The sequence below is a fragment of the Dorea sp. YH-dor226 genome (assembly GCF_039832105.1).
In the GTDB taxonomy this organism is placed as follows: Bacteria; Bacillota; Clostridia; order Lachnospirales; family Lachnospiraceae; genus Dorea_A.
Window position 1 is genome coordinate 36,695 of sequence record NZ_JBDOHS010000009.1, and the last position, 21,557, is coordinate 58,251.

Here is a 21,557-nt window from a genome sequence, read left to right on the forward strand (position 1 = left end):
ACCCACAAGCCGAATGGTACTTTCTGCATCTTACGCTTGTGGGTATTGTTTTTATGTTATAATACTTTTATTATTCATTGTAGATTGGTTAAAATTATCTTTCAGTAGAAAGGGGGGATATGATGGGTGAGCGTAAAAAATATATTGTTCGACTTTTTGCGGCAGCTATTTTGTTGTTTGTTATTTCCGCATACCGGCAGTTCAGCATGCGGTACTTGCCGGAGGATTTTTTGCGTCCATATCTTGTCTGGGCGGTCTATATGTTTCTGCTCTTCTGCTGGCAGCATACCATTACAACAAAAATTACCCAGAAAGCCATGCGTGGCCACCTGACGGCGCAGAATATCGTCAGTATCCTGTATTTAACTGTTCGCTTTATCCAGGATGCATTCCTCTATGTCAATATTCCCTGGATGCGCTTTACCGGATACTTTATCAATATAGCAGCCATTTTCATACCGCTATTCGGTCTTTACGGCGCATTCTATCTCGGCAGGCCGGAGGATTACCGGATCAGCAAAAAGTGGTATCTGCTCCTGATCCCGGCTTGTTTTCTGAGTGTGATGGCATTGAACGATAATCTGTATCATTTTTTCTATTATATCGTGCCAAATGAGCCACAGCCGAATTTATACTTTCATCCATACATTGGCACATATATCATCTATATTTGGGGACTTAGTATCATCAGTTATCAGGTATATGTGATTTATCAACGAAATGGTACGACAAAGTCAGATCCGCTTTACCGGAAGCTGATCCCCTTCTATGAACCGATCCTACTGTTCCTGTTCAGTATTCCTTATGCTGCGACGGCCTACGTTGTGCGGTTTGAGATTGTGGAATATTCGGCGGGACTGATTTTCATTCTTGTGCTTTGCTGGGAGCTTTATATCCTAGTCGGACTGATTCCGGTAAACACGCAGTACGAGGAAGTGTTCCGGCGGTCTACGGTGGCGATGCAGATTCTCCCATCAAGCGGGGAGACGATTGCAGCATCGGAAAATACGGCGGAAATCACGCCTGCTATGCTGGAAGCTCTAAAGCTGAATCAGCATTTTTCTGTTACGGAAGATATTATCATGCACCTGCACCAAATCCCGGGCGGGTATATGGTCTGGCAAACCGATCTCTCGCAGATCAACCAAGCTTTGCGGGAGCTTCAGAGACTGAATGCGGAATTGGAAGAAAAACAGGATCTACTGGCGCAGGAAATTCGCATTCAATCGGATGAGACAAGTATTCAGGCGCGCAATGATATTTACGACAGCCTATCCTCGGAGGTGGCCGGGCAGCTTACTTTGTTGACAGAACTTTTATCGAACAAAAACATTACGGCGGATGACTGGAAACGCATCTGCCTCATCGGCACGTATATCAAGCGATTCTGCAACTTGCGGCTCACTTATCAGGAGCAACAGACGATTCCGATGGGCGATTTAGCCATCAGCTTACAGGATATGGCGAAATGTATGAAGAATGTCGGTATTCGAACAAGCTTGGATTTTTGCCCCACATCGAATTTAGAACCAGAGCTGATTCTTCTCATTATGAAGGTCTTGGAAGCGCTTCTGGAGGAGGCGGATTTTTGTCTGACCTCTATGGCAATCCGAATCAGCGATACGGTTTGCTTTGAGATTACCGGTACAGATCACGAGTTTGTTCCTCGTTCTTTAGAAGGTGGATATCGTCTTCAGGCAGAAAAGGTTCCGGCAGGTTATCGGCTTTTGCTCTTGCAGGAGGGAGAGGTGGTGCAGTCATGAAAAAGAATACGTCAGCTAAAATGATTAAAAAAGCCATCGACTCTTACCCCGGCGGAATCTGCTTCTCCGCATTGGATGGACGGGTCATTCTCGTTAATGAGAAGATGAACAAACTGATGCTGGAGCTGACCGGACATACAATTCTGAACGCAAAGACGGCATGGGAGGAGCTAACAAACTTTGCTAATAACGGCAAGGCGGAAAAGCTAACCCAATCCTGGCTGCCAAAAGATATGAACAATGAAAATGAAAGCACCCACCAACAGTTGTTCTTCCGCTTCTCCGACAACTCGGTCTGGCGTTTTGAGCTGAGGTTTCTTGATTCCAATACCGTTCAGGTTGAGGCGGCGGAAATTACAGAACTCTACCGGCTCAGCGAGGAACTGTACGAGAACACTATCCGGCTGCAGGAGATTCAAAAGCGGCAGAAAGCCTTGCTGGACAGTATCGTGGAAATCAATTTGAATAAAGAGATTCTTGCCGCGAAAATGCATATCCATGATGAGCTGGGGCATTGTTTGCTGGCCACCACTAAGGCGATTACGGAAGACCGTCTGGCTGAGAACGCTGATGTACTGAGGGAAAATTGGAACAGCGCCATTCATGATTTTTCCAATATCTCTACAGTATGGACGGTGCCCGATTCCTCTCTGCAGTCTGAACTGATGCAGGTTGCGGAGCTGATTGGCTGTAAGGTTACCTTCCTTGGAGAACAGCCCAAAAGCCGCAAGGCATTACAGCTTTTGTATGCCGCCATTCGGGAGGCGCTCACCAATGCGGTACGCCATGCGGACGCCACAGAATTGATGGTAAAAATTGAGCAAGACGAGAAAAACTATCATATAGAGATATCCGACAACGGCGGCGTTACTGTTTCAAAAATTACGGAGGGCAATGGTCTTAGCGCATTGCGGCAACGATTAGAACAAGAAGGAGCTACCCTGAAAGTACTCTGCGACAACAGTGTTTCCCTGCTTGTGGATATTCCCTTTGATTTTGATGAACCCCAGAAAGGAGGACGAAAATGATACAGGTTCTAGTTGTAGAAGATTCCAGGATTACCCGCGATGCCATTGAGAGCCAGATTGCCAAATCAGAAAGATATGTCCTGTACGCCTCCATAGAAAATGCAGCCAATGCAGAAATTGCCTGTCTGCGTGGAAGTGTCGATTTAATCTTGATGGATGTATGTACGGCTGACGAAGAATCCGGCCTGAAAGCTGCGGCAAAGATCAAGCAGTATAATCCAAAAATCAAGATTATTATTATGACCTCCATGCCGGAACATTCCTTTATTCAGAAAGCGAAAGCGTGTGGTTGTAACGGCTTTTGGTATAAGGAATATAGCAACACTGACTTGATGGAGGTTTGCGACAGGGTGATGAACGGCGAATATGTTTATCCCGAGGACACGCCGGTGATTCGCATTGGATACAGTAACAGCAATGAATTTACCACTCGGGAATTTGATATTATTCGGGAGCTGGCGCAAGGCAGAAAATATGAGGAGATTGCGGCGGATCTGGATATTACGCTAAATACAGTCAAGTACCACATCAAGAATATTTTGCAGAAAACGGGCTGCCAGAATACCTTGCAGTTGGTGGCCGAGGTGGTAGAAAAGCGGCTGATTCTGCCAAAATATTAAATTGGGGGAGGATGATATTAATGGTAACATACATGGTTGATGTAGAAAAATGTATTAAACAGATTAATGCAATGAGCAAAACTGATTTTCACCAGAGAATCTTGCGAGGTGTTGCTGCCAGTGAGGAGTTTTCTTGTTTGGTATCTATCGGAATTAAATATCTGACGCAATCCCAAAAACAGCATCTATGCGATATGTTGATGCAGGCAGGAATTCCGTTCGAATTCTCCGACGATCCGGATTTTGAAGAGGCACTAACAGAGATCGCTTTTGCAATCACTACCCGTGCGGTTAAAGTTATTTAAATCTGAATAGTCGGATAAAAGCAGACAAGAAATGCGAATGGCTCTTGTCTGCTTTTGTTATTGTGCGCCTAGCGGCGCACGTTTCCAACAGGTGCAAGTCCTGAATCCGCCCGGTAGTGGGAAGGATATAGCCGAAGGCAAGGGTGTCCACCGTGAGGTGGAATCTGAAGGAAGCTGGATGTGGGTAACATACTAACCCACGGGCAAATCTCTGGTCTGACGAATAGAAATCACATATGAGGTTATGCATGAGGGTAAGACTGCAACACAAGTCGAAGCCCGATAACTACACGGAATCATGCATGATAAATGTGGCAGATGGATGGAGAGAAGGAAACGTGTGGTACCTAGGGAGGTCTGTGTGATACGCTCTGAGAGGAGAAACCAACATCACGAGGTGTTGCTGAACACACAGAAGTCAGCAGAGGTCATAGTAGCCAAAATGAAGCACGCCTCATTCGGGTGAAGGACCGAATCAGTAGGAGCCTTGAGTATGACCGAGAAAGGAGGAATGACCGTTTATGACAGAAAACACGAACAGTGGCTGTTCGCAAAGAGATAGTGCGGAACATGAAGGGTATGCGAAAGCGTCAAGGTCGTTCAATCGGATATGGAAAGAAAGAGACAGTGCACAGTCGAAGCTCTTGGAAGCGATTCTTTATAAAGATAATCTTAACAGAGCGTATAAAAGAGTGAAGGCGAACAAAGGGGCGGCAGGTATTGATGGAATGACCATTGAAGAAGCCCTGCCATACCTAAAGGAACATCAACAGGAGTTAATCAACCGCATACTTAGAGGGAAATATACTCCATTAAAGATGCAGAAAGTATGAACTTAATGTTAGCGCAAGCAGTTAGTGAAAAATATGATAAAGGAACTCTGATTTTATATGACGAACATGACCCAAGAAATGTTTTGGTTGTCAAAGATGGACAGGTGGTTGATATGGACAAGGCTTCTGAGCTTCATTTCACATGGTATAAAGATGAGTTCCCGACTCTTGAGATTTCTCATTAAGGAGTGATGGGATGATTTATTTAGATAATGCTGCAACTACAAAAATCCATCCGGATGTTTTGAAAGCTATGATGCCATATCTTACTACAGAATATGGTAATGCGGGTACAAAGTATGAGTTTGGTAGAACGGCAGCAAAAGCGATTGAAACAGCACGGAAGAATGTTGCAGATTTCATAGGGGCGAAAGAGGGGCAGATTATATTCACATCTAGCGGAAGCGAAGCAAATAACATGGCAATCCTTGGTGTTCTGGATTATCTTCGTTTCTCTGATAAGAAGCGCATCCTGATATCATCAGTTGAACATGATTCTGTAATTAAAGCTGCAAATGCGGCTGAAAAAGCACTGTGCCACAGTAGTGAAAATAATATAAAAGACCGATTTCATGTTGAATATATCCGTGTGGCACTTTGGTGCATGTTTGCACAGGTATTCCCACTTTTCCAGGATGCAAGCCGATTTACAACGATTCCAATCATCTATGCAGATGGATTCATGGATCCGTCAGTTCGTCCGACGGCAGCTGATCCGACCATGCAGGGAGTCGTTGCACTGATTGCTCTGGCAGCGAATGTATTATGCCTGGCAGTGATTATCAAACGGGCAAAAGAGCAGAAGAAGAATCCATATAAGAACGAGATATTTACAGATCAGAGAGATTACAGGCTTGCTATGGAACGGGCAGAGTAATTGAAAAAGGTTAAGGACTGTTGCAAAACGGTCCTTTTTCTTTATAATAAAGATATAGAATTGGTTATTGGACATACCAGATCAGAGCAGGAGGCAGAGTATGGAATTTAAGAAAATCAGTTCACCATCACTGCGTGAATTATTTGTGGAGCAGCTTCAACATATGATTCTTTCGGGAAAGCTTAAGATTGGAGAAAAATTGCCGCCGGAGAGGCAGCTTGCGGAAATGATGCAGGTTAGCCGTGCAGTTGTAAATGGCGGGATCACAGAACTTGAGAAGATGGGATTTCTGGTAGTAAAACCGAGGAGTGGAACGTATGTGGCTGATTACAGAAGAAAAGGGACGATCAATACGCTTCTTTCTATTATGAAATATAACGGGGGCCGTATCCGCAATGAGGAAATCCGTTCCATTTTTGAAGTGCGGATTGCGCTTGATACGCTGGCGGCAAGACTCTGTATTGACCGTATCACTGATGAAGAGGTGGAACTTCTTCTTGGTAAAGTGAATGAGATCCGTGATGCAAGCAAAGTATCTATAGCTATTCAGGCAGCTTTTGAATTCCAGCATGAATTTGCCCTTATGTCAGGAAATACATTGATTCCGCTTATATTCCAATCCTTTAAAGCGCCTATTTTTACCATGTGGGAGCGCTTCTGTGATTTGTATGGAGTGCAGGCATTGTATGAGAGTAATTATACGATGTGGTCTTATATCCGCGACAGGGACACCGATGGAGCGGTGGCGTGGATTGAGACATCCATGGGCAACTGTATCGATGGTGACTGGCAGATTTATTATGACTAAATGGATGTTGAATCTCAAGAGTTTAGCTCTTTTATAAAAGTTAATGGTGCAGAATATTTTCTATTGGTCTGATAATATTCATAAAGTTTTCTTTGTGTATTCCTGCACGTGATTCAGGAATTCTTTAATTACACGCGGTACTCCTTCGGTAGGATTGAATGCGATTCCGATCGTGCGATAAAAATGTTCTGCAAATGGCCTGACGCAGATGTCGAACGGAGCATTATGGATCAGAAGCTTCGGAAGAATAGTTATCCCAAATCCCTGTTCCACCATTTTCAATACCGCATAATCATCGTTAAGACGATAGCGAATGTGAGGTTTTATCTGATTTTGGCGGAAAAGTTCGCCTGTCTCATAATCAAGTTCATCAGAAGGAAGGATATAGGGTTCGTCTTTAATATCTGCAAATGGAACGTATAATCTGTCTGCAAGCGGATGATTCACCGGAGTGACGAGCATCAATTCGTCCTTGAAAAGAGGGATGAAAGAAATGCCTTCCGCGGCTACAGATGTGGTGTAGATCAAATCAACTTCCCGATCTTCCAGTCTTTTATGTAATCCCTGAAATCCATCTACTGTCATATGAAAATCAACATTCGGATATTTTTCGGAAAAGTCTTTTAACAGGTCCGGAAGCCAGTGATAGGCGACACTCTGGATCGTTCCAATGCGGATCTTGCCTTTGTCTACACTCTGGAGATCCCTGGCAATGTGCTCCAAATGATCGAGTTCAAAACAGACCGCTTTCAGGCAATCAAAGATGCTTTCACAAAATGGGTTTGCCTCCATGCCGTGTTTGGTGCGGCAAAAGAGGGAAACCCCCAATTGCTTTTCGTAGGCTTTGATCGTTTGACTGACTGCTGAGTGAGTATAATTCAGTTTGTTTGCAGCTTTTGATATGCTTTTCTCCTCATAAACGGTCAGTATCACTTTGTATTTATTCATAGCGAGTACTCCTTTTTACAATGAAAACAATTGGTGAATGGTAGTAAATGTAACAAATTCTATTATATATTGTTAGATTTACTTTATTTATAACGAAAAATGGGTGGGTTTGTCAAGATGTTAGAAAAAATGAATAAGATAGTAAGTTTTTGTAGCTTTTTCTTACATACGGAAAAGTGTATGATGGAAACAGAATAATGATAATAAATTGTCAAACATGTACGTTATAAAGGAGGAAATGAAATGGGCTACAGTTATTGGAATGGAGTGGAGACTGCTCACCGTCGAGTAATGATGAAGGCTGCCGGATATTCGGATGAGGATATACGTAAGAAACCGCATATTGGGGTACCTAATTCTTATATGTCAGCATCTCCGGGAACTGCACATTTACGTCAGGTTACTGAAGCAGTGAAGGAAGGTATCTGGGCAGCAGGAGGTATTCCGGTTGAGTTTGGAATTCCGGCAACATGCGGAAACGTTGCGAATGGTGCAGATGAGATGAAATACGAACAGGTCGGAAGAGATATTGTAGCAATGTCAATTGAGTTCGTATCAAGAGTACACAATTTTGATGCAATCTGCTGTGTTGCATCATGTGATCTGATCATTGCAGGATGTTATCTTGCAGCATGCAGACTGGATATTCCGGCTATGGTTGTTACAGGCGGATCAATGCAGGCAGGGAACTATTGCGGAAAGACGGTTGTTGAGGCGGACCTTGATTCAGCAAGATTCTCAGGCGCAAGTGAAGAGGAGCTTATGGAAATGGAAGAGTGCGTATGTCCATCATTTGGTGCATGTCCTTCCATGGGAACTGCCAATACAATGCAGATGCTTGGAGAGGTTTTGAATCTTGTTATGCCGGGAACATCCACCATTCCTGCATCTGACAATGCAAGACTCAGAGCTGCAAGAGCTGCCGGAAAATATATGGTAAAAATGGCAAAAGAAGGAAGAACTCCAAAGGATATCATCACAAAAGACGTTCTGGAAAACGCAATTATGTTTGATATGGCAGTTGCCGGTTCTACCAACGCAGTACTTCATCTTCTGGCTTATGCATATGAACTTGGAATTGAACTTACACTTGCTGACTTTGAAAAATATGCAAAAGAGATTTACTGTATCAATGCAGTAATTCCGAGTGGACCATACACAGTTGTCGATCTTCACTATTCCGGTGGTGTAAAAGGAATTATGAAACAGCTTGAGTCAAAGCTTCACACAGATGCTCCTACAATTTATGGAAATACATGGGGAGATATTCTTGCAACAGTGAAGCCTCAGACGAACGAGGTCATTCATTCTCTTGATAACCCGGTTGCAAAAGAACCTGGACTTAAGATTCTTCGTGGTAACATTTCTCCGGCAGGTGCAATCGTAAGACCTACGGCTGTATTTGAAGAAGTCATGTACATTAAGGGTAAGGCGAAAGTCTTTGAGGGAGATCAGCCGGCTTACGATGCGATCATGGCCGGAGAGATCGTTCCGGGTGATATCATTGTCATCCGTTACGAAGGATGTAAAGGCGCACCTGGTATGAAAGAACTTATGCTCAGTATCGATGCATTGATCGCGAAAGATCTTCACAAGAGTGTTGGTCTGATCACAGATGCACGTTTCTCAGGATTTAACTACGGTGCAATCGTTGGTCATGTTTCTCCGGAGGCTTATGATGGAGGAGTGATCGCACTGATCGAAAATGGCGATGAGATCGAGATGGATATCGCAGGCGGTAATGTGAATCTTCTTGTGTCAGACGAAGTTCTTGCGGAGAGAAGAAAGAATTGGGTTCGTCCGGCACTGAAGCAGGAAAAGGGTGTGCTTAAGATCTATGCAGAGAACTGCAGACCGGCAGAACAGGGCGGTGCAATGCAGCCATGGGATCTGAGTGCAAATTATAATTATCATCACGTATAAGAGATTTTCGACATATATTGTTGCAGTAGTATTGATTTATATGGCAATTTCTTTTATGATTTCTAATAAGAAGGACAGAGAAAACAACGCTGAATAGCAAATATTTAAAAGAATCAGGAGGAAAGATATCACATGTTATATTTATCAAGAGAAGATATCAAAAAAGTTATTACAATGAAAGAAATCATCGCTTCTGTCAAGAATGCGTTTGAGATGGTAGCAGAGGATACAGTAGATATCCCGCTCAGAGTAAAAATTCCGGCACCAAAGACAGAAGGCGAGTTCCTGTTTATGCCGGCTTATGCAGAGAGTCTTGATGCAGCAGCGGTGAAGGTTATTAATATTTTCTCAAAGAATATTGAAAAGGGATTGATCAGTGCTCCGGCACAGACGATGCTGATTGACGGTAAAACCGGATATGTTCAGGCTATTTTAGACGGCAATTATGTTACGCAGTTAAGGACAGGTGCTTCATCAGGAGTTGCATTTGAGCTTTTAGCTAAAAAGGATGCAAAGATCGGTGGAATGATCGGTACAGGCGGACAGGCTGCAACACAGCTTGAGGCTATGATTTGTGCATGTGATCTTGAAGAAGTTAAGGTTTATGATTTGAACCGGGAAAGACTGGAAAACTTCTGTAAGACAATGAGTGAAGAGCTGGGGCATTACGGAACCAAAATAACACCGGCTGACAATGCTGATGAAGCAACGGAAAATGCAGATGTATTTATTACGGTTACTCCTTCACCAAAGCCGGTATTCGACGGAACAAAGATTAAACCGGGATGTACGATCAGCTGTGTGGGAACATACGAACCACATAAGCATGAGATGGATCCGGCAGTGCTCCCGAGAGCAAGTAAAATATATTGTGATTCTGTGAGCGCAGCTCTTGCAGAGACCGGAGATCTTCTGATTCCAATGGCAGAAGGAATTATTTCTGAAGCTGACATTACAGGAAATATCGGAGATGTATCTCTCGGAAAGATCGCCGGAAGAGAAAACGATGAAGAGATTCTTGTATACGAGACAGTTGGCGTGGCAGCACAGGATCTCTGCGCAGCTAAGGTCATCTATGACAGAGCGGTTGAACTCGGAATCGGACTTGAATTAAAATAAGGTTAACAGAAAGAAAGGTGGAAGTAATATGCCGCATATTTCAATTAAAATGTATCCTGGAAGAAGCGAGGAAGTTAAGAATGACATAAGATTGATGACAAAGATCTGTATGTAGAAGCAAATTTTTAAGAATATTGTTTCCCCGAATACAATATATAAAGCCGAATTATTTCTCTCTGGATTAATTTGGAAACTCAGACAAGGCACGAAGCAGAAGCTTCGTGCCTTGTTGCTTACCTTATTATTTTGTGTATAATATAAATTGAACATGACATACAGGTGTCGTGTTACAGATGGTATAATGAATCAGGAAGTGAAAGAGATATGAAAATAGACAGGCTTATCGGTATTCTTTCTATTCTTTTACAGGAAGAGAAAATAACTGCTCCGGAATTGGCGAAAAAGTTTGAGGTTTCAAGAAGAACAATAAACAGAGATATTGAAGATTTATGCAAGGCCGGTATTCCGATCTTTACATCACAGGGTGCAGGCGGTGGTATTCGCATCATGGATGGCTATAAGATGGATCGGACGATTCTGTCATCGAAGGATATGCAGATGATCATGGCCGGTCTTCGAAGTCTTGACAGCGTAAGCGGCAGCCATTATTATGGGCAGCTTATGGAAAAACTCAAGGCCGGATCCTCTGATTTTGTCAGTGGAAATGAATCGATTCTTATCGATCTGTCATCATGGGATAAGGCTTCTCTGTCACCAAAGATTGAACTGATTCAGGATGCGATCGAGCTTGGAAAGACACTAAAGTTTAGGTATTATGCTCCGGGCGGTAATACGGAGAGGGAAATGGAACCGTATTTTCTGATTTTCAAATGGTCAAGCTGGTACGTTTATGGATATTGTCTGCTAAGGAACGACTATCGAATGTTCAAACTGAATCGAATGGCAGAACTGGTACATGCCGGAAATTTTGAAAAAAGAAGAGCAGTTCCAATACCGGACTTATCTAATGAGAAGGTGTTTCCGCCACAGGGAAAAATAAAAGCAGTTTTTCATCCGTCAATGAAATGGCATCTGATGGAAGAATATGGTATAGACTCTTTTACAGAGATGCCGGATGGAAGGCTTCTGTTTGAGCATGATTATGCTGATGATGAGAGCCTGCTGTCCTGGATGCTTTCATGCAGGGACAAAGTAACTGTTCTTGAACCGGAGTCTATAAAGGAGGAACTGTTTCGTATCGCTTCGGAACTTGCAGAAAAATACAGGAAAGAATAGGGAGGTTAAGGTAATGAAGAAATGGTATGATGAAGAATATAGATTTTCAATAGAGGTAACAGGTTTTCTGAGAGGTGACCATACAGAACACCTATGCAGAAATGGTGAAGAAATAGGAGATAAATACACCTGTACATACGGCTGTCCTGTGAATGAGCAGGGCTATGGAATATGTTCTAAAATGATGCAGATCCTTTACGGTGATATGCAGGCTGTCAGAAGCGGCGGAGATTTAACGCTTGTTGGAGGAATTGAAGCGAATGTGAAGGACTATGTTTGTCCGGACGGATGTGTATGCTTTCGAATGACTGTCGAAAAGACAGGCGCAGAGAATTTTTACAAGGGTAAATATTATCAGGAGTAGAGAAGAAAATGGACTGTTCCGGAGCCGAATTCCTTACAGTTGATGAGGGGTTGTGTGTTCAGATCATGCATCACGGACCGTTTGATGATGAGCCCGCAACAGTTGCGATTATGGATAAATATCTGGAAGATCATGGATATCGTAATGACTTCAGCCATGGCAGACTTCACCATGAGATATATATGTCTGATGCAAGAAAGGTTGCTCCTGAGAAATGGAAGACTGTAATCAGGCATCCAATATGTAAATTGTAAGGTAAGGATAAAGGTATGAATGAGATTAGTAAAAAAGGGAGGGAATGTCAGATGGAATTTATCCAGGTTACAAAAGAAAATCTGGAGAAAGAGCACATCTGTTGCGCAATCTCAAATAATAAGGATGTACAGGTTACATCGAAAAAATCATGGCTTTCGGAACGATTTGATGAAGGCTTGGTTTTCTTGAAAAGTGTAGAGAGAGGGAAATGTTTCATCGAATATATTCCTGCATAGTATGCATGGAATCCAATTGATGCCAAAGGATATATGTATATTGATTGTCTGTGGGTTGCAGGTTCTTTCAAGGGGCATGGATACGCCGGCGAACTGCTCAATTATTGTACGGAAGACAGTAAACAGAAGGGAAAGAAAGGACTATGTATTTTGTCGTGTGCAAAAAAGAAACCATTTCTTTCAGATCCTAAGTTCCTGAAATATAAAGGATTTGAACCCTGTGATGAAGCAGACAATGGAGTACAGCTCTGGTATCTGCCATTTGACAAAGAAGCAGAGCCTTTGCGGGCTTTGACCGGGGAAAGAGCAATGCAGAAAAAAGGATGTTTGTATCAATCAGAATCCGCATAATTATCTTCCCTTTCCGTATCGTACTTCGTCCACAAGTGCCTGAATATCATCTTCATTATAGCCCCCCATTTCCTCAGCCACACCGGAAAAGGCAGCCTGTGCTTTGCGGATTGCCTGGGCAGAGGCATTGCTGACTACAATTTCACCATTTTGCTTCTGCAAAAACAGAATTTTATCACCAGATTTCAGACCGAGCAGACGGCGGATTTCAACCGGAACTGTGATCTGACCGTTTGAAGAAATTTTTGCAAGGTTCATAAAATCATCCTTTCTATTCTTGAAATCTAAAGAAAACTTGAGGTTAATTCTATTATATCCAATTCAAGGTAGAAAGTAAACGGAGTAAAAGAAAAATTATAAGAAACCAATGAAAAAATGATAGATATGAAAACAGAGAGCAATACATTTACAAAAGGATCTGGTAGACAACCTTTGTTGTCCGATTCCATTAAAATGAAAACGCAAGAGAGACGATGCAGGAGAAAATCAACCGGATGTAAGAACGTTTTCAACAGTCTTTCAGCTGTTTTCCAGTGTAAAACAGACCGTAATCCGTGTGGTTCCGGTCATTTTTTTTGAACATGATATTATTGAAATTAGAAATCAATGATGAAGAAAACTGAATCGGAGGGAGAATTTCAGATGAAAACAGAAGAAAACAAATCAAAAGAACAGGAAAAAATGAGTCATAGATTTCAAAGGATGGGAACGAGTATGGGAATGTGCTTTGGAATATCGATTGGACTCGCATTTGGCAATTTGTTGTTTGAGCATGGAGCATTAGGAATGTGTTTTGGTCTGCCGATTGGTATGCTGTTAGGTATGGTAGCCGGATCAGCAAAAGATAGAAAAGTGAACGAGCAACTGGCGGAAAAAGGGTACAATATTTATAGTGCGCCAGTGTGACAACTAACAGTTGATTTTTTTAACCTAAATCAATTATGAATCCATTGTAGTTGATTTTGTCTACTGTTACTATAATAGTAGAGGTGATAAACATGAAAGAAATCAATATTGCGCGAACAATTATAAAGAAGCGTAAGGAAAAAGGACTTACACAAGATGAGCTTGCAAACTACATCGGTGTTTCCAAAGCAGCTGTTTCAAAATGGGAAATCGGGCAAAGCTATCCTGATATCACATTTCTCCCGCAGCTTGCCGCTTTTTTTAATATCAGTATTGATGAGTTAATGGGGTACGAGCCGCAGATGTGTAAAGAGGATATTCATAAATTGTATTTGAGCCTGTCCTACGATTTTTCAGTAAAACCTTTTGATGAGGTTATGGAGGAGTGCCGCAAAATTACAAAAAAGTATTTTTCATGCTTTCCGTTACTTTTTCAAATAGGTTCATTGATTGTGAATAACAGTATGGAATCCGGTGACAGGGACAGAAGCATGGCGGCCATTGAGGAGGCGAAAGAGCTTTTTATTCGTGTAAAATGTGAAAGTGAAGACGCTGAGCTATGCCGACTTGCACTTAACATGGAAGCCTTCTGCGCCTTGTCTTTGGGGAAAGCGGAAGAAGTGACAGAGCTGTTGGAGGGAACAAGTAACAAGATTATCAGTTCAGAGACATTGCTTGCAACGGCATATCAGATGCTCGGTAAGCAAAGACAGGCAAAATCAGTTTTACAGATTGGAATCTATCAACATATGCTGTCTCTTTTTGATGCACTCAGCAACTATTTGTCGCTTTGCATTGATGAGACGGAACAGTTTGAGGAAACATACAGACGAGCACTTGCTGTTATTGAGTATTTTGACTTGAAAAATCTTCATCCTGCACTGTTGGTGAAATTCTACATCATTAGTGCCCAGGGATATACAATGGCGGGAAATACAGATAAAGCCCTTGAAATTCTTGAGGAATATGCAGAACTTGTCACAGGAGATATTTATCCGCTTAAGCTTAGAGGAGACGATTATTTCAATTTACTTGGAGAGTGGATAGAAACGCTGGATTTAGGAGATTCCTTACCACGCGATGACAAGATTATCCGTCAAAGTATGGTCGACGGTGTTGTCAGGAATCCTGCTTTTACCGCGCTTTCTGATGAACCTCAATTTCAGAGAATTGTGGAAAGATTAAAATGTAAATTGTTGGGAGGTGCGATATGAGTGCAGTATTAGCGGATAATTTGTCTAAAATCTATATCGGAGGAAACAAGGCAGTCGATCATATCAGCTTTTGCCTGGAGAAGGGAGAGATCTTTGGCTTTCTGGGACCTAACGGAGCAGGAAAGACTACAACAATCAAATTACTTTGTGGTATGCTTACTCCATCAAGTGGCAATTGCAGAGTATTTGATATTGATCCTGTCCAAAATCCGGAAGAGTTACATCAAATCTCAGGTGTGATTACAGAACATGCACAAATGTATGATCATTTATCGGGAATGGAAAATCTTATTTTTTACGGCACACTATTTGGCATGAATCGGTCTGATTGTGAAAAGAGAGCAAAGGAACTTCTGGAACGACTGGATTTGACAGATGCACAGCATCGCAAGCTGTCTGCCTATTCTACCGGTATGCGTCAGCGTCTTTCACTTGCCAGAGCCTTGATGCATGACCCTGAGATTTTGTTTCTGGATGAACCTACCTCCGGACTTGATCCTGAAAGTGCACAAAATGTCAATATGTTGATTCAGGAACTTGCCGCATGCGGAACAACGATTTTCTTATGCACCCATCAGCTGCGCTATGCACAGGAAATATGTACTACATACGGTCTGATGGATAAAGGCAGTTTATTTGCGGCCGGAAATATTGAAAAGCTTCGCTCTATGGTTTCCGATAAAGTGAAAGTACGGGTGAAAGCAAGTTGTCTGCCAAAGGATATGGAATATGAAAAAATCGGAGAGCACACCTATGATATCAGCGTGAATTCAGAGGATGAAATTCCGCTCATCGTCAAAAGAATTGTTGGGGCGGGCGGCGATATCTATCAGGTTTCGACAGAGAAGATGTCATTAGAGGAAATTTATTTTTCCCTCATTGACAGGAAGCATGGAGAAATGGAGCGTGGAAATATATGAATGCACAACAACTTGCCCTTATAAAAAAAGATATTCGAGGTATTACATCAAATAAGCAGGTGTTAATGGTGATGCTTATGGTGCCGCTAGCACTTTCCATTGTACTGCCGTCAATTATTGTGTTTGTTACGGTACTGGTTCCGGGGTCAATCTCAGATTTTCAGAGATTATTGACGATGTTGCCGATTACCGCAGAGGCGCACGATCAGGAACAGATGATTTTAGGGCTTGTGCTGAATAAAATCATGCCTGCTTTTTTCCTGATAATTCCTGTTATGGCATCGTCTGTTATGGCAGCAAGCTCCTTTGTGGGAGAAAAGGAAAAACATACGTTGGAAACTCTGCTTTATTCTCCGCTTTCATTAAAGCAGTTGTTTCAATCCAAAATACTGGCTGGATTTTCAGTTGGAATGATGGTTTCATACATCTCCTTTGCTGCAATGATGCTTGTATTAGAAATTGAAATGTTATTTTTGACCGGAAATGCGTTGATGCCTGACATTAGCTGGCTTATTATTTTGCTGTTTATTGCACCGGCTGTCTCGCTTATTGCGATCGCCGTAACAGTGCGAGGTTCCGCAAAGGCACAAACCATGGAAGAAGCCCAGCAACGTGCGGTATTCCTGATTTTTCCGATTATTGCACTCGTCATAGGACAATTTTCAGGTGTCATTCTGGTAAATTCAGGGCTTCTTTTGGGATTGGGTATGGTTTTGGTGGTAATTGATGTATTGCTTATTAGAGGGGCATCAAGAAGATTTACTTATGAGAAACTGCTGAAATAGATGATGGTTATGTGGAGTTTTGATTATTCCGTTATCGCCTACAAGAGAAGGAGGCCATGATGAAAATTCAACCTCTGAAATTGTTATGTTAGCACCTGTATCAGTTCATGCGGATTATTTTCATCAGGGAATAGGAAGTGGAAGAATTTCAATGCATAGAATCTGATGCAAAGGAGAGTGCACCAGATTGGTTTCATTGCAAATGGAAAATTCCACATAGTATGAAAAATGCAGTGTAAAACAGACCGGAATCCGTGTGGCTCCGGTCATTTTTCTGGAACAGGATATCATTGAAACTAGAAATCAATGATGGAGTAAATTGGATTACGGAGGTGAAAAATATGCGTATAGATCATATTACAATGTATGTAAATAATCTGGAAAGATACATATTGCATTTGCAGTTGGTGGAAAAGAAGATGTGGACAGAATTACAGAGAAAATAAAGGATGACGGATATGAAGTAATCAGTGGTCCACGTACAACAGGTGATGGATATTACGAAAGTTGTATACTTGATCCGGAAGGAAATCAGATAGAGATTACGGTTGATAGAAACAATTAATTACTATAAGACTTGGTGGAATCATTATGAACATATGGGCGTTATTTTCGGAAAGGTCTATGAGATTTGGAATCTGTCCGGCTTAAGCGGATAAAAAGCTATGGAAACAGCCGTATTGATCACATTGGCAGTTTCGGGTATCTATGCTCTTTATTTTATCATTACCTATCGGATCGCTTGTGACCATGTGGTCTGCTATGGTCATTTTTACCGTGGACGAATCGAACTTGGTTTCTTATTTACCGTTTTATCAATCGCACAGTTGTTACTGGCATTCACGAATTACAAAATATCCAGGAAGAATAAGTGAATACTGGTTTCCGTAGTTCGAAAGGATATTTCTTGGAATAAAGCGTATAGCATTTCAATTCATGGATGAAAAACTTTTGAGTTTTCTGTGTTGCCGGTAAAGTTTGAAAAGATATATTTTTTCGCAACGTTTTTTACAGTATTGTTTTTTATAGTCACTTTGTTTCTTATCAGAGGACTTTCATTACAGAATATGCTTATGATTCTATATAGTGGAATCATAACACCTGTATTTGAGGAGATACTTTTCAGAGGGACTATTTGGAACAAACTAAGATGTTATATCAAAAAAGAATGGAAAATCTACCTGTTGGTGACGGCTCTTTTTGGATTCTGGCACATGGAGTATTGAATGTATTTGGATAATAATATTAAGGAAGGTGTTTCAGATATTTTTACATTGACGTAATATGGAATAACAGTTATAATTAAGAAAATGTTAAAAAAATAACAAAATGGAGGAAGTTAAGATGGGACGATTAGATGGAAAAGTTGCTATCATCACGGGAGGTAACTCCGGTGTAGGTGCTGCGACAGCAAAATTATTTGCAAAAGAGGGTGCGAAGGTGATCATTACAGCCAGAAGGGAAAAACCACTCGAAGAGGTTGCGGCAGCTATCCGAGAAGATGGCGGAGAAGTGCTTCCGGTAGTGACAGACATTTCCAAAAAAGGAGATGCAGATACATTAGTTGCTAAAGCTGTAGAAACCTATGGAAAGTTAGATATTCTGGTAAATAATGCAGGAGTACTGGAAGAGGGATTAAAACCAATTGATCGCTTTAAAGACGAAGATTTGGATCGTATTGTTGAAATTAATCAAAAAGGAACGATGTACTGTATGCGTGCGGCAACAGCTGAAATGTCCAAAACGGGATATGGATCAATTGTGAATGTAGCATCCATTGCGGGGGTTATGGGATGTGGAGGAGCTGCTTATGTTGCTTCCAAAGCTGCCGTTATTGGTGTTACACGCCACACAGCACTTCGATTCGCGGGAACGAATATCCGCTGTAATGCAGTTTGTCCGGGAACAATCGTGACGCCTATGGTAGCCGGAACAAATCCGGCAAGTCTGGATCCGGATATGATGGGACAGATGGCAAAACACAGTGACTTGAAAGTTCAGCCATGTATGCCGGATGATGTGGCAAATATTCTGTTATTCCTCGCAAGTGATGAGTCTCGTGCAATTACCGGTCAGGCGTTGCAGACAGATTTTGGTGGAACATTATAATATTACTTAGATGAGTAGGCGGATGAAAACTTCATCCGCCTACTCTATTTGTTCCGTTTATTTTGTGCGGGAGTTTCTCCTGCGTTTGTTGTATACAGCCGTGCCAATTACACCGACAGCGGATACAGCGAACAGAATAAGCCACAGCATGAGATTGCTGTTATCGCCGGTTTGCACGCTCGTTGTTACCCCGGTATTCGTGTTATTTGTTGTTGGCCTGGTCGATTCTGTCGGTTCTGCCGGCTTAGTTGTGGACTTGGTATAGATGTTGGTGAAGCTCATCTCATCCAGCGACTCAGCCTCCCAGTCCAGATCGTAGTACACACCGTCATCTGTCTCCTTGCAGGTTGCAGGGAGGATGAGCATGGTATATTCTGCGCTGTCCGCAGAGGAAGAAGCAACGAACTGAGACAGGAGCAGACCCCACACTGTGTCGTCATAGGTCCAACCTTCCTCGCCTGCATTCACCTGCTGTACGAATGCACCCTCGCAGAGCATATTCCAGAGCTGATCAGCTGGGCCGGTGAGAGTCAGGGTGCCTGTATAGTCGCCTGCGCCGTCGGTGGTGACGGAGCCGGAGACGGTCACATCCGCATAGCGCTCCTCGCCTGCGTTGGCGCCCACGATCGCCAGATCAAACGTCGTCTCGCCGGGAGCAGTGTTGCCGCCCAATTCTACCGTTGTGGTGAAAGGTACACTCAGGGTGAACTCCTGCTGCGCGCCGCAGATAGTGCAGACGCCGTGCGCGAAGTTGTGATCCGGAATGACCTTGACGGTCTTACTGTCGGTTGCAGTCTCTCCGCTCGGTGCTGTTCCCGTTACTGAAAGAGTAAAGCTGTCAATATCTGAAGCATAGACCGAAGCGGGGATAAGGCCATAGAGTACACCGTCTTGTTCAGTGATGGAGTCGGTATACTTCGCTTCGCCTACAGTATAACTGAACTCGCTGACGCTCAGCCCCTTCGCTGCCGTGACGGTGAATTCGTAGTCCTGCTGCGAGCAGACCTGATTTGCACCGTTGATGGTGGGTGCTGACAACTTGAAAATGGCCCGTGCATAGATGTCCCCTTTAAGAAAAGTACCTGTAAGATTCGTCCAACCCACGATTTCATACGGTTCGTAATCCGTCAGGAGATAACCTGTATCTCCGCACACGTCTTTTTGGATATCGTATTTGTCGCCCGCCTTATAATTAGTTCCCTTACAGATGGAGCCCTGCTTGCCGTTCAGCGTTCCGTGATCAAACACGATGTAAAGTGCGTACCTCTCTGAAGGTGTTTCTGCAAAGGCCGTGACCGGTAAGAGCATCAGCACCATGCAAAGGCTCAGTAAAATACTGAAAAATCGTTTCTTCATAATCTTTCCTTTCTTTTTTTCTTCTCTGTACTCCGCAGAAAAGGAGTCTGTTCATAAGGAGATTGCATAGGGAATTTCCCTATGCAAGGGAGTACTCCCTTGCAAATCCTCTTTGTTTGCTTCTATCCCTGCGGCAGAAGACCGTCCAGGGAAAATTCGTTGGAGATAGTGGTTATACCGGTCAGGCGTTGCAGACAGATTTTGGTGGAACATTATAATAATACTTAGATAAGTAGGCAGATGAAAACTTCATCCGCCTACTCTATTTGTTCCGTTTATTTTGTGCGGGAGTTTCTCCTACGTTTGTTGTATACACCTGTGCCAATTGCACCGATAGCGGATACAGCGAACAGAACAAGCCACAGCATGAGATTGCTGTTATCGCCGGTTTGCACGCTTGTTGTTACCCCGGTATTCGTATTATTTGTTGTTGGCTTGGTCGATTCTGTCGGCTTGGTTGTGGATTTGGTATAGATGTTGGTAAAGCTCATCTCATCCAGCGGATCAGCCTCCCAGTCCAGGTCGTAGTATACACCGTTATCCGTCTCCTCACAGGTTGCCGGGAGGATAACCACGGTATATTCCGGCGCTGCATCATCCGTAGAGAGGGCAACGCCTCCATCCAGAAGCAGACCCCACACTGTGTCGTCATAGGTCCAGCCTTCTTCGCCTGCATTCACCTGTTGTACGAATGCGCCCTCGCAGAGCATATTCCAGAGCTGATCATCTGGGCCGGTGAGAGTCAGCGTGCCCGTATAGTCGCCTGCGCCGTCGGTGGTGACGGAGCCGGAGACGGTCACGTCCGCGTAGCTATCCTCGCCTGCATAGGCGCCCACGATCGCCAGATCAAACGTCGTCTCGCCGGGAGCTGTGTTGCCGCCCAATTCTACCGTTGTGGTGAAAGGTACGGTCAAGGTGACGATCTTCTCCCACGCGGCATACATCGTCACATCCGCGTCCGTGGTATAGACACCGCCAAGCTCATAGAATATGCCGTCCGAGCCCATCCAGCCGGTCTGGACATAGCCCTCGCGGTGGAAGGTCTTTTCGGCAAGAGGCAGATCCACGCCGTGGGTCTTGAAGGCCACTTGGAGGCCGAATTCGGCGCCGCCGTCATACTCCACGGTGTACTGCTGTTTCGCGCCGCACCACTGGCAGACACCGTCAACGAAGCTGTGACCGGGCTTGAGCGTAACGGTCTTGCTTGCGGAAATATCATGGTTGTCTTTCGTCTTTCCGTGTACTGTTAGCTGGAAACTACCATTCTCCACGTTGTACCATTCCGCGGGCATCACGCCGCGGACCACGCCGTCATCATCCACCGTCAGATCACTGTCACTGCCACTGCTGCCGGTGTCAAACCCGAACTTGCTGTCGAGGGTCACGCCCTCCGACACCGTTACGGTGAATTCGTAGTCCTGCGGTGCGCAGACCACATCCGCGCCGCTGATCGTAATCGTCGGGTCATCCTCAGCAAAGGCCGTGACCGGTAAGAGCATCAGCACCATGCAAAGGCTCAGCAAAATACTGAAAAATCGTTTCTTCATAATCTTTCCTTTCTTTTTTTCTTCTCTGTACTCCTCAGAAAAGGAATCTGTTCA

The 21,557-nt window shown here is 43.4% G+C and carries 21 protein-coding genes and 4 pseudogenes; 21 read left to right on the forward strand and 4 right to left on the reverse strand.

Annotation, left to right across the window (positions count from 1 at the left end; translation table 11 throughout):
- The first annotated feature begins 122 nt into the window (after positions 1-122).
- From ABE547_RS09135 to ABE547_RS09170, 8 genes and pseudogenes are all read left to right on the forward strand, one after another.
- On the forward strand, positions 123-1,763 hold the full coding sequence (locus ABE547_RS09135) for a hypothetical protein (protein ID WP_347378479.1): 1,641 nt from the start codon (positions 123-125) through the stop codon (positions 1,761-1,763).
- Positions 1,760-2,791, forward strand: a complete 1,032-nt coding sequence (locus ABE547_RS09140) for an ATP-binding protein (protein WP_235232905.1) — start codon at positions 1,760-1,762, stop codon at positions 2,789-2,791. The genes ABE547_RS09135 and ABE547_RS09140 overlap by 4 nt, the downstream gene beginning before the upstream one ends.
- A complete protein-coding gene (locus ABE547_RS09145; protein ID WP_235232906.1) occupies positions 2,788-3,411 on the forward strand; it encodes a response regulator transcription factor in 624 nt (207 codons plus the stop codon). Before ABE547_RS09140 ends, ABE547_RS09145 begins: the two co-directional genes overlap by 4 nt.
- Before the next feature lie 20 nt (positions 3,412-3,431).
- Entirely contained in the window at positions 3,432-3,716 is a 285-nt protein-coding gene (locus ABE547_RS09150; protein WP_347378480.1) for a hypothetical protein, read from the forward strand.
- A gap of 521 nt (positions 3,717-4,237) precedes the next feature.
- A pseudogene (locus tag ABE547_RS09155) lies at positions 4,238-4,546 on the forward strand (group II intron reverse transcriptase/maturase); the annotation flags it as partial.
- Complete coding sequence (locus ABE547_RS09160; protein WP_347378481.1) at positions 4,546-4,734, forward strand: hypothetical protein; 189 nt, start codon at positions 4,546-4,548, stop codon at positions 4,732-4,734. The pseudogene ABE547_RS09155 and the gene ABE547_RS09160, both read left to right, overlap by 1 nt.
- 11 nt (positions 4,735-4,745) lie before the next feature.
- The gene (locus ABE547_RS09165; protein ID WP_347378482.1) at positions 4,746-5,426 is read left to right on the forward strand and encodes an aminotransferase class V-fold PLP-dependent enzyme; all 681 of its coding nucleotides are present in this window, start codon (positions 4,746-4,748) and stop codon (positions 5,424-5,426) included.
- A gap of 100 nt (positions 5,427-5,526) precedes the next feature.
- Entirely contained in the window at positions 5,527-6,234 is a 708-nt protein-coding gene (locus ABE547_RS09170; protein ID WP_347378483.1) for a GntR family transcriptional regulator, read from the forward strand.
- Between the two features lie 78 nt (positions 6,235-6,312).
- Here ABE547_RS09170 and ABE547_RS09175 read toward each other — a convergent pair whose 3' ends face one another.
- Complete coding sequence (locus tag ABE547_RS09175; protein WP_347378484.1) at positions 6,313-7,182, reverse strand: LysR family transcriptional regulator; 870 nt, start codon at positions 7,180-7,182, stop codon at positions 6,313-6,315.
- Between the two features lie 243 nt (positions 7,183-7,425).
- Between ABE547_RS09175 and ilvD the strand changes: the two genes are divergently transcribed.
- From ilvD to ABE547_RS09205, 6 genes and pseudogenes are all read left to right on the forward strand, one after another.
- Positions 7,426-9,105: a dihydroxy-acid dehydratase gene (gene ilvD, locus ABE547_RS09180; protein WP_347378485.1), complete on the forward strand. Its 1,680-nt coding sequence runs from the start codon at positions 7,426-7,428 to the stop codon at positions 9,103-9,105.
- A gap of 132 nt (positions 9,106-9,237) precedes the next feature.
- Entirely contained in the window at positions 9,238-10,224 is a 987-nt protein-coding gene (locus tag ABE547_RS09185) for an ornithine cyclodeaminase family protein (protein WP_347378486.1), read from the forward strand.
- Positions 10,225-10,548: 324 nt separating this feature from the next.
- Positions 10,549-11,460, forward strand: a complete 912-nt coding sequence (locus ABE547_RS09190) for a YafY family protein (RefSeq protein WP_347378487.1) — start codon at positions 10,549-10,551, stop codon at positions 11,458-11,460.
- Between the two features lie 13 nt (positions 11,461-11,473).
- A complete protein-coding gene (locus ABE547_RS09195) occupies positions 11,474-11,824 on the forward strand; it encodes a TIGR04076 family protein (protein ID WP_235415436.1) in 351 nt (116 codons plus the stop codon).
- Positions 11,824-12,078 (forward strand): annotated as a pseudogene (locus ABE547_RS09200) (GyrI-like domain-containing protein); the annotation flags it as partial. The gene ABE547_RS09195 and the pseudogene ABE547_RS09200, both read left to right, overlap by 1 nt.
- Positions 12,079-12,129: 51 nt before the next feature.
- Positions 12,130-12,594 (forward strand): annotated as a pseudogene (locus ABE547_RS09205) (GNAT family N-acetyltransferase); the annotation flags it as partial.
- A gap of 72 nt (positions 12,595-12,666) precedes the next feature.
- Here ABE547_RS09205 and ABE547_RS09210 read toward each other — a convergent pair.
- Positions 12,667-12,924 (reverse strand): AbrB/MazE/SpoVT family DNA-binding domain-containing protein, encoded by a 258-nt coding sequence (locus ABE547_RS09210; protein ID WP_347378488.1) that lies wholly within the window; start codon positions 12,922-12,924, stop codon positions 12,667-12,669.
- A 384-nt stretch (positions 12,925-13,308) separates the two neighbouring features.
- Between ABE547_RS09210 and ABE547_RS09215 the strand changes: the two genes are divergently transcribed.
- The 7 genes and pseudogenes from ABE547_RS09215 (at position 13,309) to ABE547_RS09245 (ending at position 18,600) form a co-directional block, all read left to right on the forward strand.
- Positions 13,309-13,572 (forward strand): hypothetical protein, encoded by a 264-nt coding sequence (locus tag ABE547_RS09215; RefSeq protein ID WP_347378489.1) that lies wholly within the window; start codon positions 13,309-13,311, stop codon positions 13,570-13,572.
- A 92-nt stretch (positions 13,573-13,664) separates the two neighbouring features.
- Positions 13,665-14,786, forward strand: coding sequence for a helix-turn-helix domain-containing protein (locus ABE547_RS09220; RefSeq protein ID WP_347378490.1), 1,122 nt, complete (start codon positions 13,665-13,667; stop codon positions 14,784-14,786).
- Positions 14,783-15,706 (forward strand): ABC transporter ATP-binding protein, encoded by a 924-nt coding sequence (locus ABE547_RS09225; protein ID WP_347378491.1) that lies wholly within the window; start codon positions 14,783-14,785, stop codon positions 15,704-15,706. The genes ABE547_RS09220 and ABE547_RS09225 overlap by 4 nt, the downstream gene beginning before the upstream one ends.
- A complete protein-coding gene (locus tag ABE547_RS09230) occupies positions 15,703-16,491 on the forward strand; it encodes an ABC transporter permease (protein WP_347378492.1) in 789 nt (262 codons plus the stop codon). The genes ABE547_RS09225 and ABE547_RS09230 overlap by 4 nt, the downstream gene beginning before the upstream one ends.
- A gap of 376 nt (positions 16,492-16,867) precedes the next feature.
- A pseudogene (locus ABE547_RS09235) lies at positions 16,868-17,056 on the forward strand (VOC family protein); the annotation flags it as partial.
- Between the two features lie 100 nt (positions 17,057-17,156).
- The gene (locus ABE547_RS09240) at positions 17,157-17,366 is read left to right on the forward strand and encodes a hypothetical protein (protein ID WP_347378493.1); all 210 of its coding nucleotides are present in this window, start codon (positions 17,157-17,159) and stop codon (positions 17,364-17,366) included.
- 469 nt (positions 17,367-17,835) lie between these two features.
- Positions 17,836-18,600, forward strand: a complete 765-nt coding sequence (locus ABE547_RS09245) for an SDR family NAD(P)-dependent oxidoreductase (protein WP_347378494.1) — start codon at positions 17,836-17,838, stop codon at positions 18,598-18,600.
- A gap of 57 nt (positions 18,601-18,657) precedes the next feature.
- Here the strand turns inward: ABE547_RS09245 and ABE547_RS09250 are convergent, their stop codons facing one another.
- Together ABE547_RS09250 and ABE547_RS09255 are read right to left on the reverse strand one after the other, a co-directional pair.
- Positions 18,658-19,956: a hypothetical protein gene (locus ABE547_RS09250; RefSeq protein WP_347378495.1), complete on the reverse strand. Its 1,299-nt coding sequence runs from the start codon at positions 19,954-19,956 to the stop codon at positions 18,658-18,660.
- 275 nt (positions 19,957-20,231) lie between these two features.
- Positions 20,232-21,503 (reverse strand): hypothetical protein, encoded by a 1,272-nt coding sequence (locus tag ABE547_RS09255; protein WP_347378496.1) that lies wholly within the window; start codon positions 21,501-21,503, stop codon positions 20,232-20,234.
- Positions 21,504-21,557 lie beyond the last annotated feature (54 nt).

What these genes read in the sequence shown, in the direction of transcription:
- ABE547_RS09135 (WP_347378479.1), top strand. Translation starts at nt 123, where the DNA reads ATGGGTGAGCGTAAAAAATATATTGTTCGACTTTTTGCGGCAGCTATT.
- ABE547_RS09140 (WP_235232905.1), top strand. Translation starts at nt 1,760, where the DNA reads ATGAAAAAGAATACGTCAGCTAAAATGATTAAAAAAGCCATCGACTCT.
- ABE547_RS09145 (WP_235232906.1), top strand. Translation starts at nt 2,788, where the DNA reads ATGATACAGGTTCTAGTTGTAGAAGATTCCAGGATTACCCGCGATGCC.
- ABE547_RS09150 (WP_347378480.1), top strand. Translation starts at nt 3,432, where the DNA reads ATGGTAACATACATGGTTGATGTAGAAAAATGTATTAAACAGATTAAT.
- ABE547_RS09160 (WP_347378481.1), top strand. Translation starts at nt 4,546, where the DNA reads ATGAACTTAATGTTAGCGCAAGCAGTTAGTGAAAAATATGATAAAGGA.
- ABE547_RS09165 (WP_347378482.1), top strand. Translation starts at nt 4,746, where the DNA reads ATGATTTATTTAGATAATGCTGCAACTACAAAAATCCATCCGGATGTT.
- ABE547_RS09170 (WP_347378483.1), top strand. Translation starts at nt 5,527, where the DNA reads ATGGAATTTAAGAAAATCAGTTCACCATCACTGCGTGAATTATTTGTG.
- ABE547_RS09175 (WP_347378484.1), bottom strand. Translation starts at nt 7,182, where the DNA reads ATGAATAAATACAAAGTGATACTGACCGTTTATGAGGAGAAAAGCATA.
- ilvD (WP_347378485.1), top strand. Translation starts at nt 7,426, where the DNA reads ATGGGCTACAGTTATTGGAATGGAGTGGAGACTGCTCACCGTCGAGTA.
- ABE547_RS09185 (WP_347378486.1), top strand. Translation starts at nt 9,238, where the DNA reads ATGTTATATTTATCAAGAGAAGATATCAAAAAAGTTATTACAATGAAA.
- ABE547_RS09190 (WP_347378487.1), top strand. Translation starts at nt 10,549, where the DNA reads ATGAAAATAGACAGGCTTATCGGTATTCTTTCTATTCTTTTACAGGAA.
- ABE547_RS09195 (WP_235415436.1), top strand. Translation starts at nt 11,474, where the DNA reads ATGAAGAAATGGTATGATGAAGAATATAGATTTTCAATAGAGGTAACA.
- ABE547_RS09210 (WP_347378488.1), bottom strand. Translation starts at nt 12,924, where the DNA reads ATGAACCTTGCAAAAATTTCTTCAAACGGTCAGATCACAGTTCCGGTT.
- ABE547_RS09215 (WP_347378489.1), top strand. Translation starts at nt 13,309, where the DNA reads ATGAAAACAGAAGAAAACAAATCAAAAGAACAGGAAAAAATGAGTCAT.
- ABE547_RS09220 (WP_347378490.1), top strand. Translation starts at nt 13,665, where the DNA reads ATGAAAGAAATCAATATTGCGCGAACAATTATAAAGAAGCGTAAGGAA.
- ABE547_RS09225 (WP_347378491.1), top strand. Translation starts at nt 14,783, where the DNA reads ATGAGTGCAGTATTAGCGGATAATTTGTCTAAAATCTATATCGGAGGA.
- ABE547_RS09230 (WP_347378492.1), top strand. Translation starts at nt 15,703, where the DNA reads ATGAATGCACAACAACTTGCCCTTATAAAAAAAGATATTCGAGGTATT.
- ABE547_RS09240 (WP_347378493.1), top strand. Translation starts at nt 17,157, where the DNA reads ATGGAAACAGCCGTATTGATCACATTGGCAGTTTCGGGTATCTATGCT.
- ABE547_RS09245 (WP_347378494.1), top strand. Translation starts at nt 17,836, where the DNA reads ATGGGACGATTAGATGGAAAAGTTGCTATCATCACGGGAGGTAACTCC.
- ABE547_RS09250 (WP_347378495.1), bottom strand. Translation starts at nt 19,956, where the DNA reads ATGAAGAAACGATTTTTCAGTATTTTACTGAGCCTTTGCATGGTGCTG.
- ABE547_RS09255 (WP_347378496.1), bottom strand. Translation starts at nt 21,503, where the DNA reads ATGAAGAAACGATTTTTCAGTATTTTGCTGAGCCTTTGCATGGTGCTG.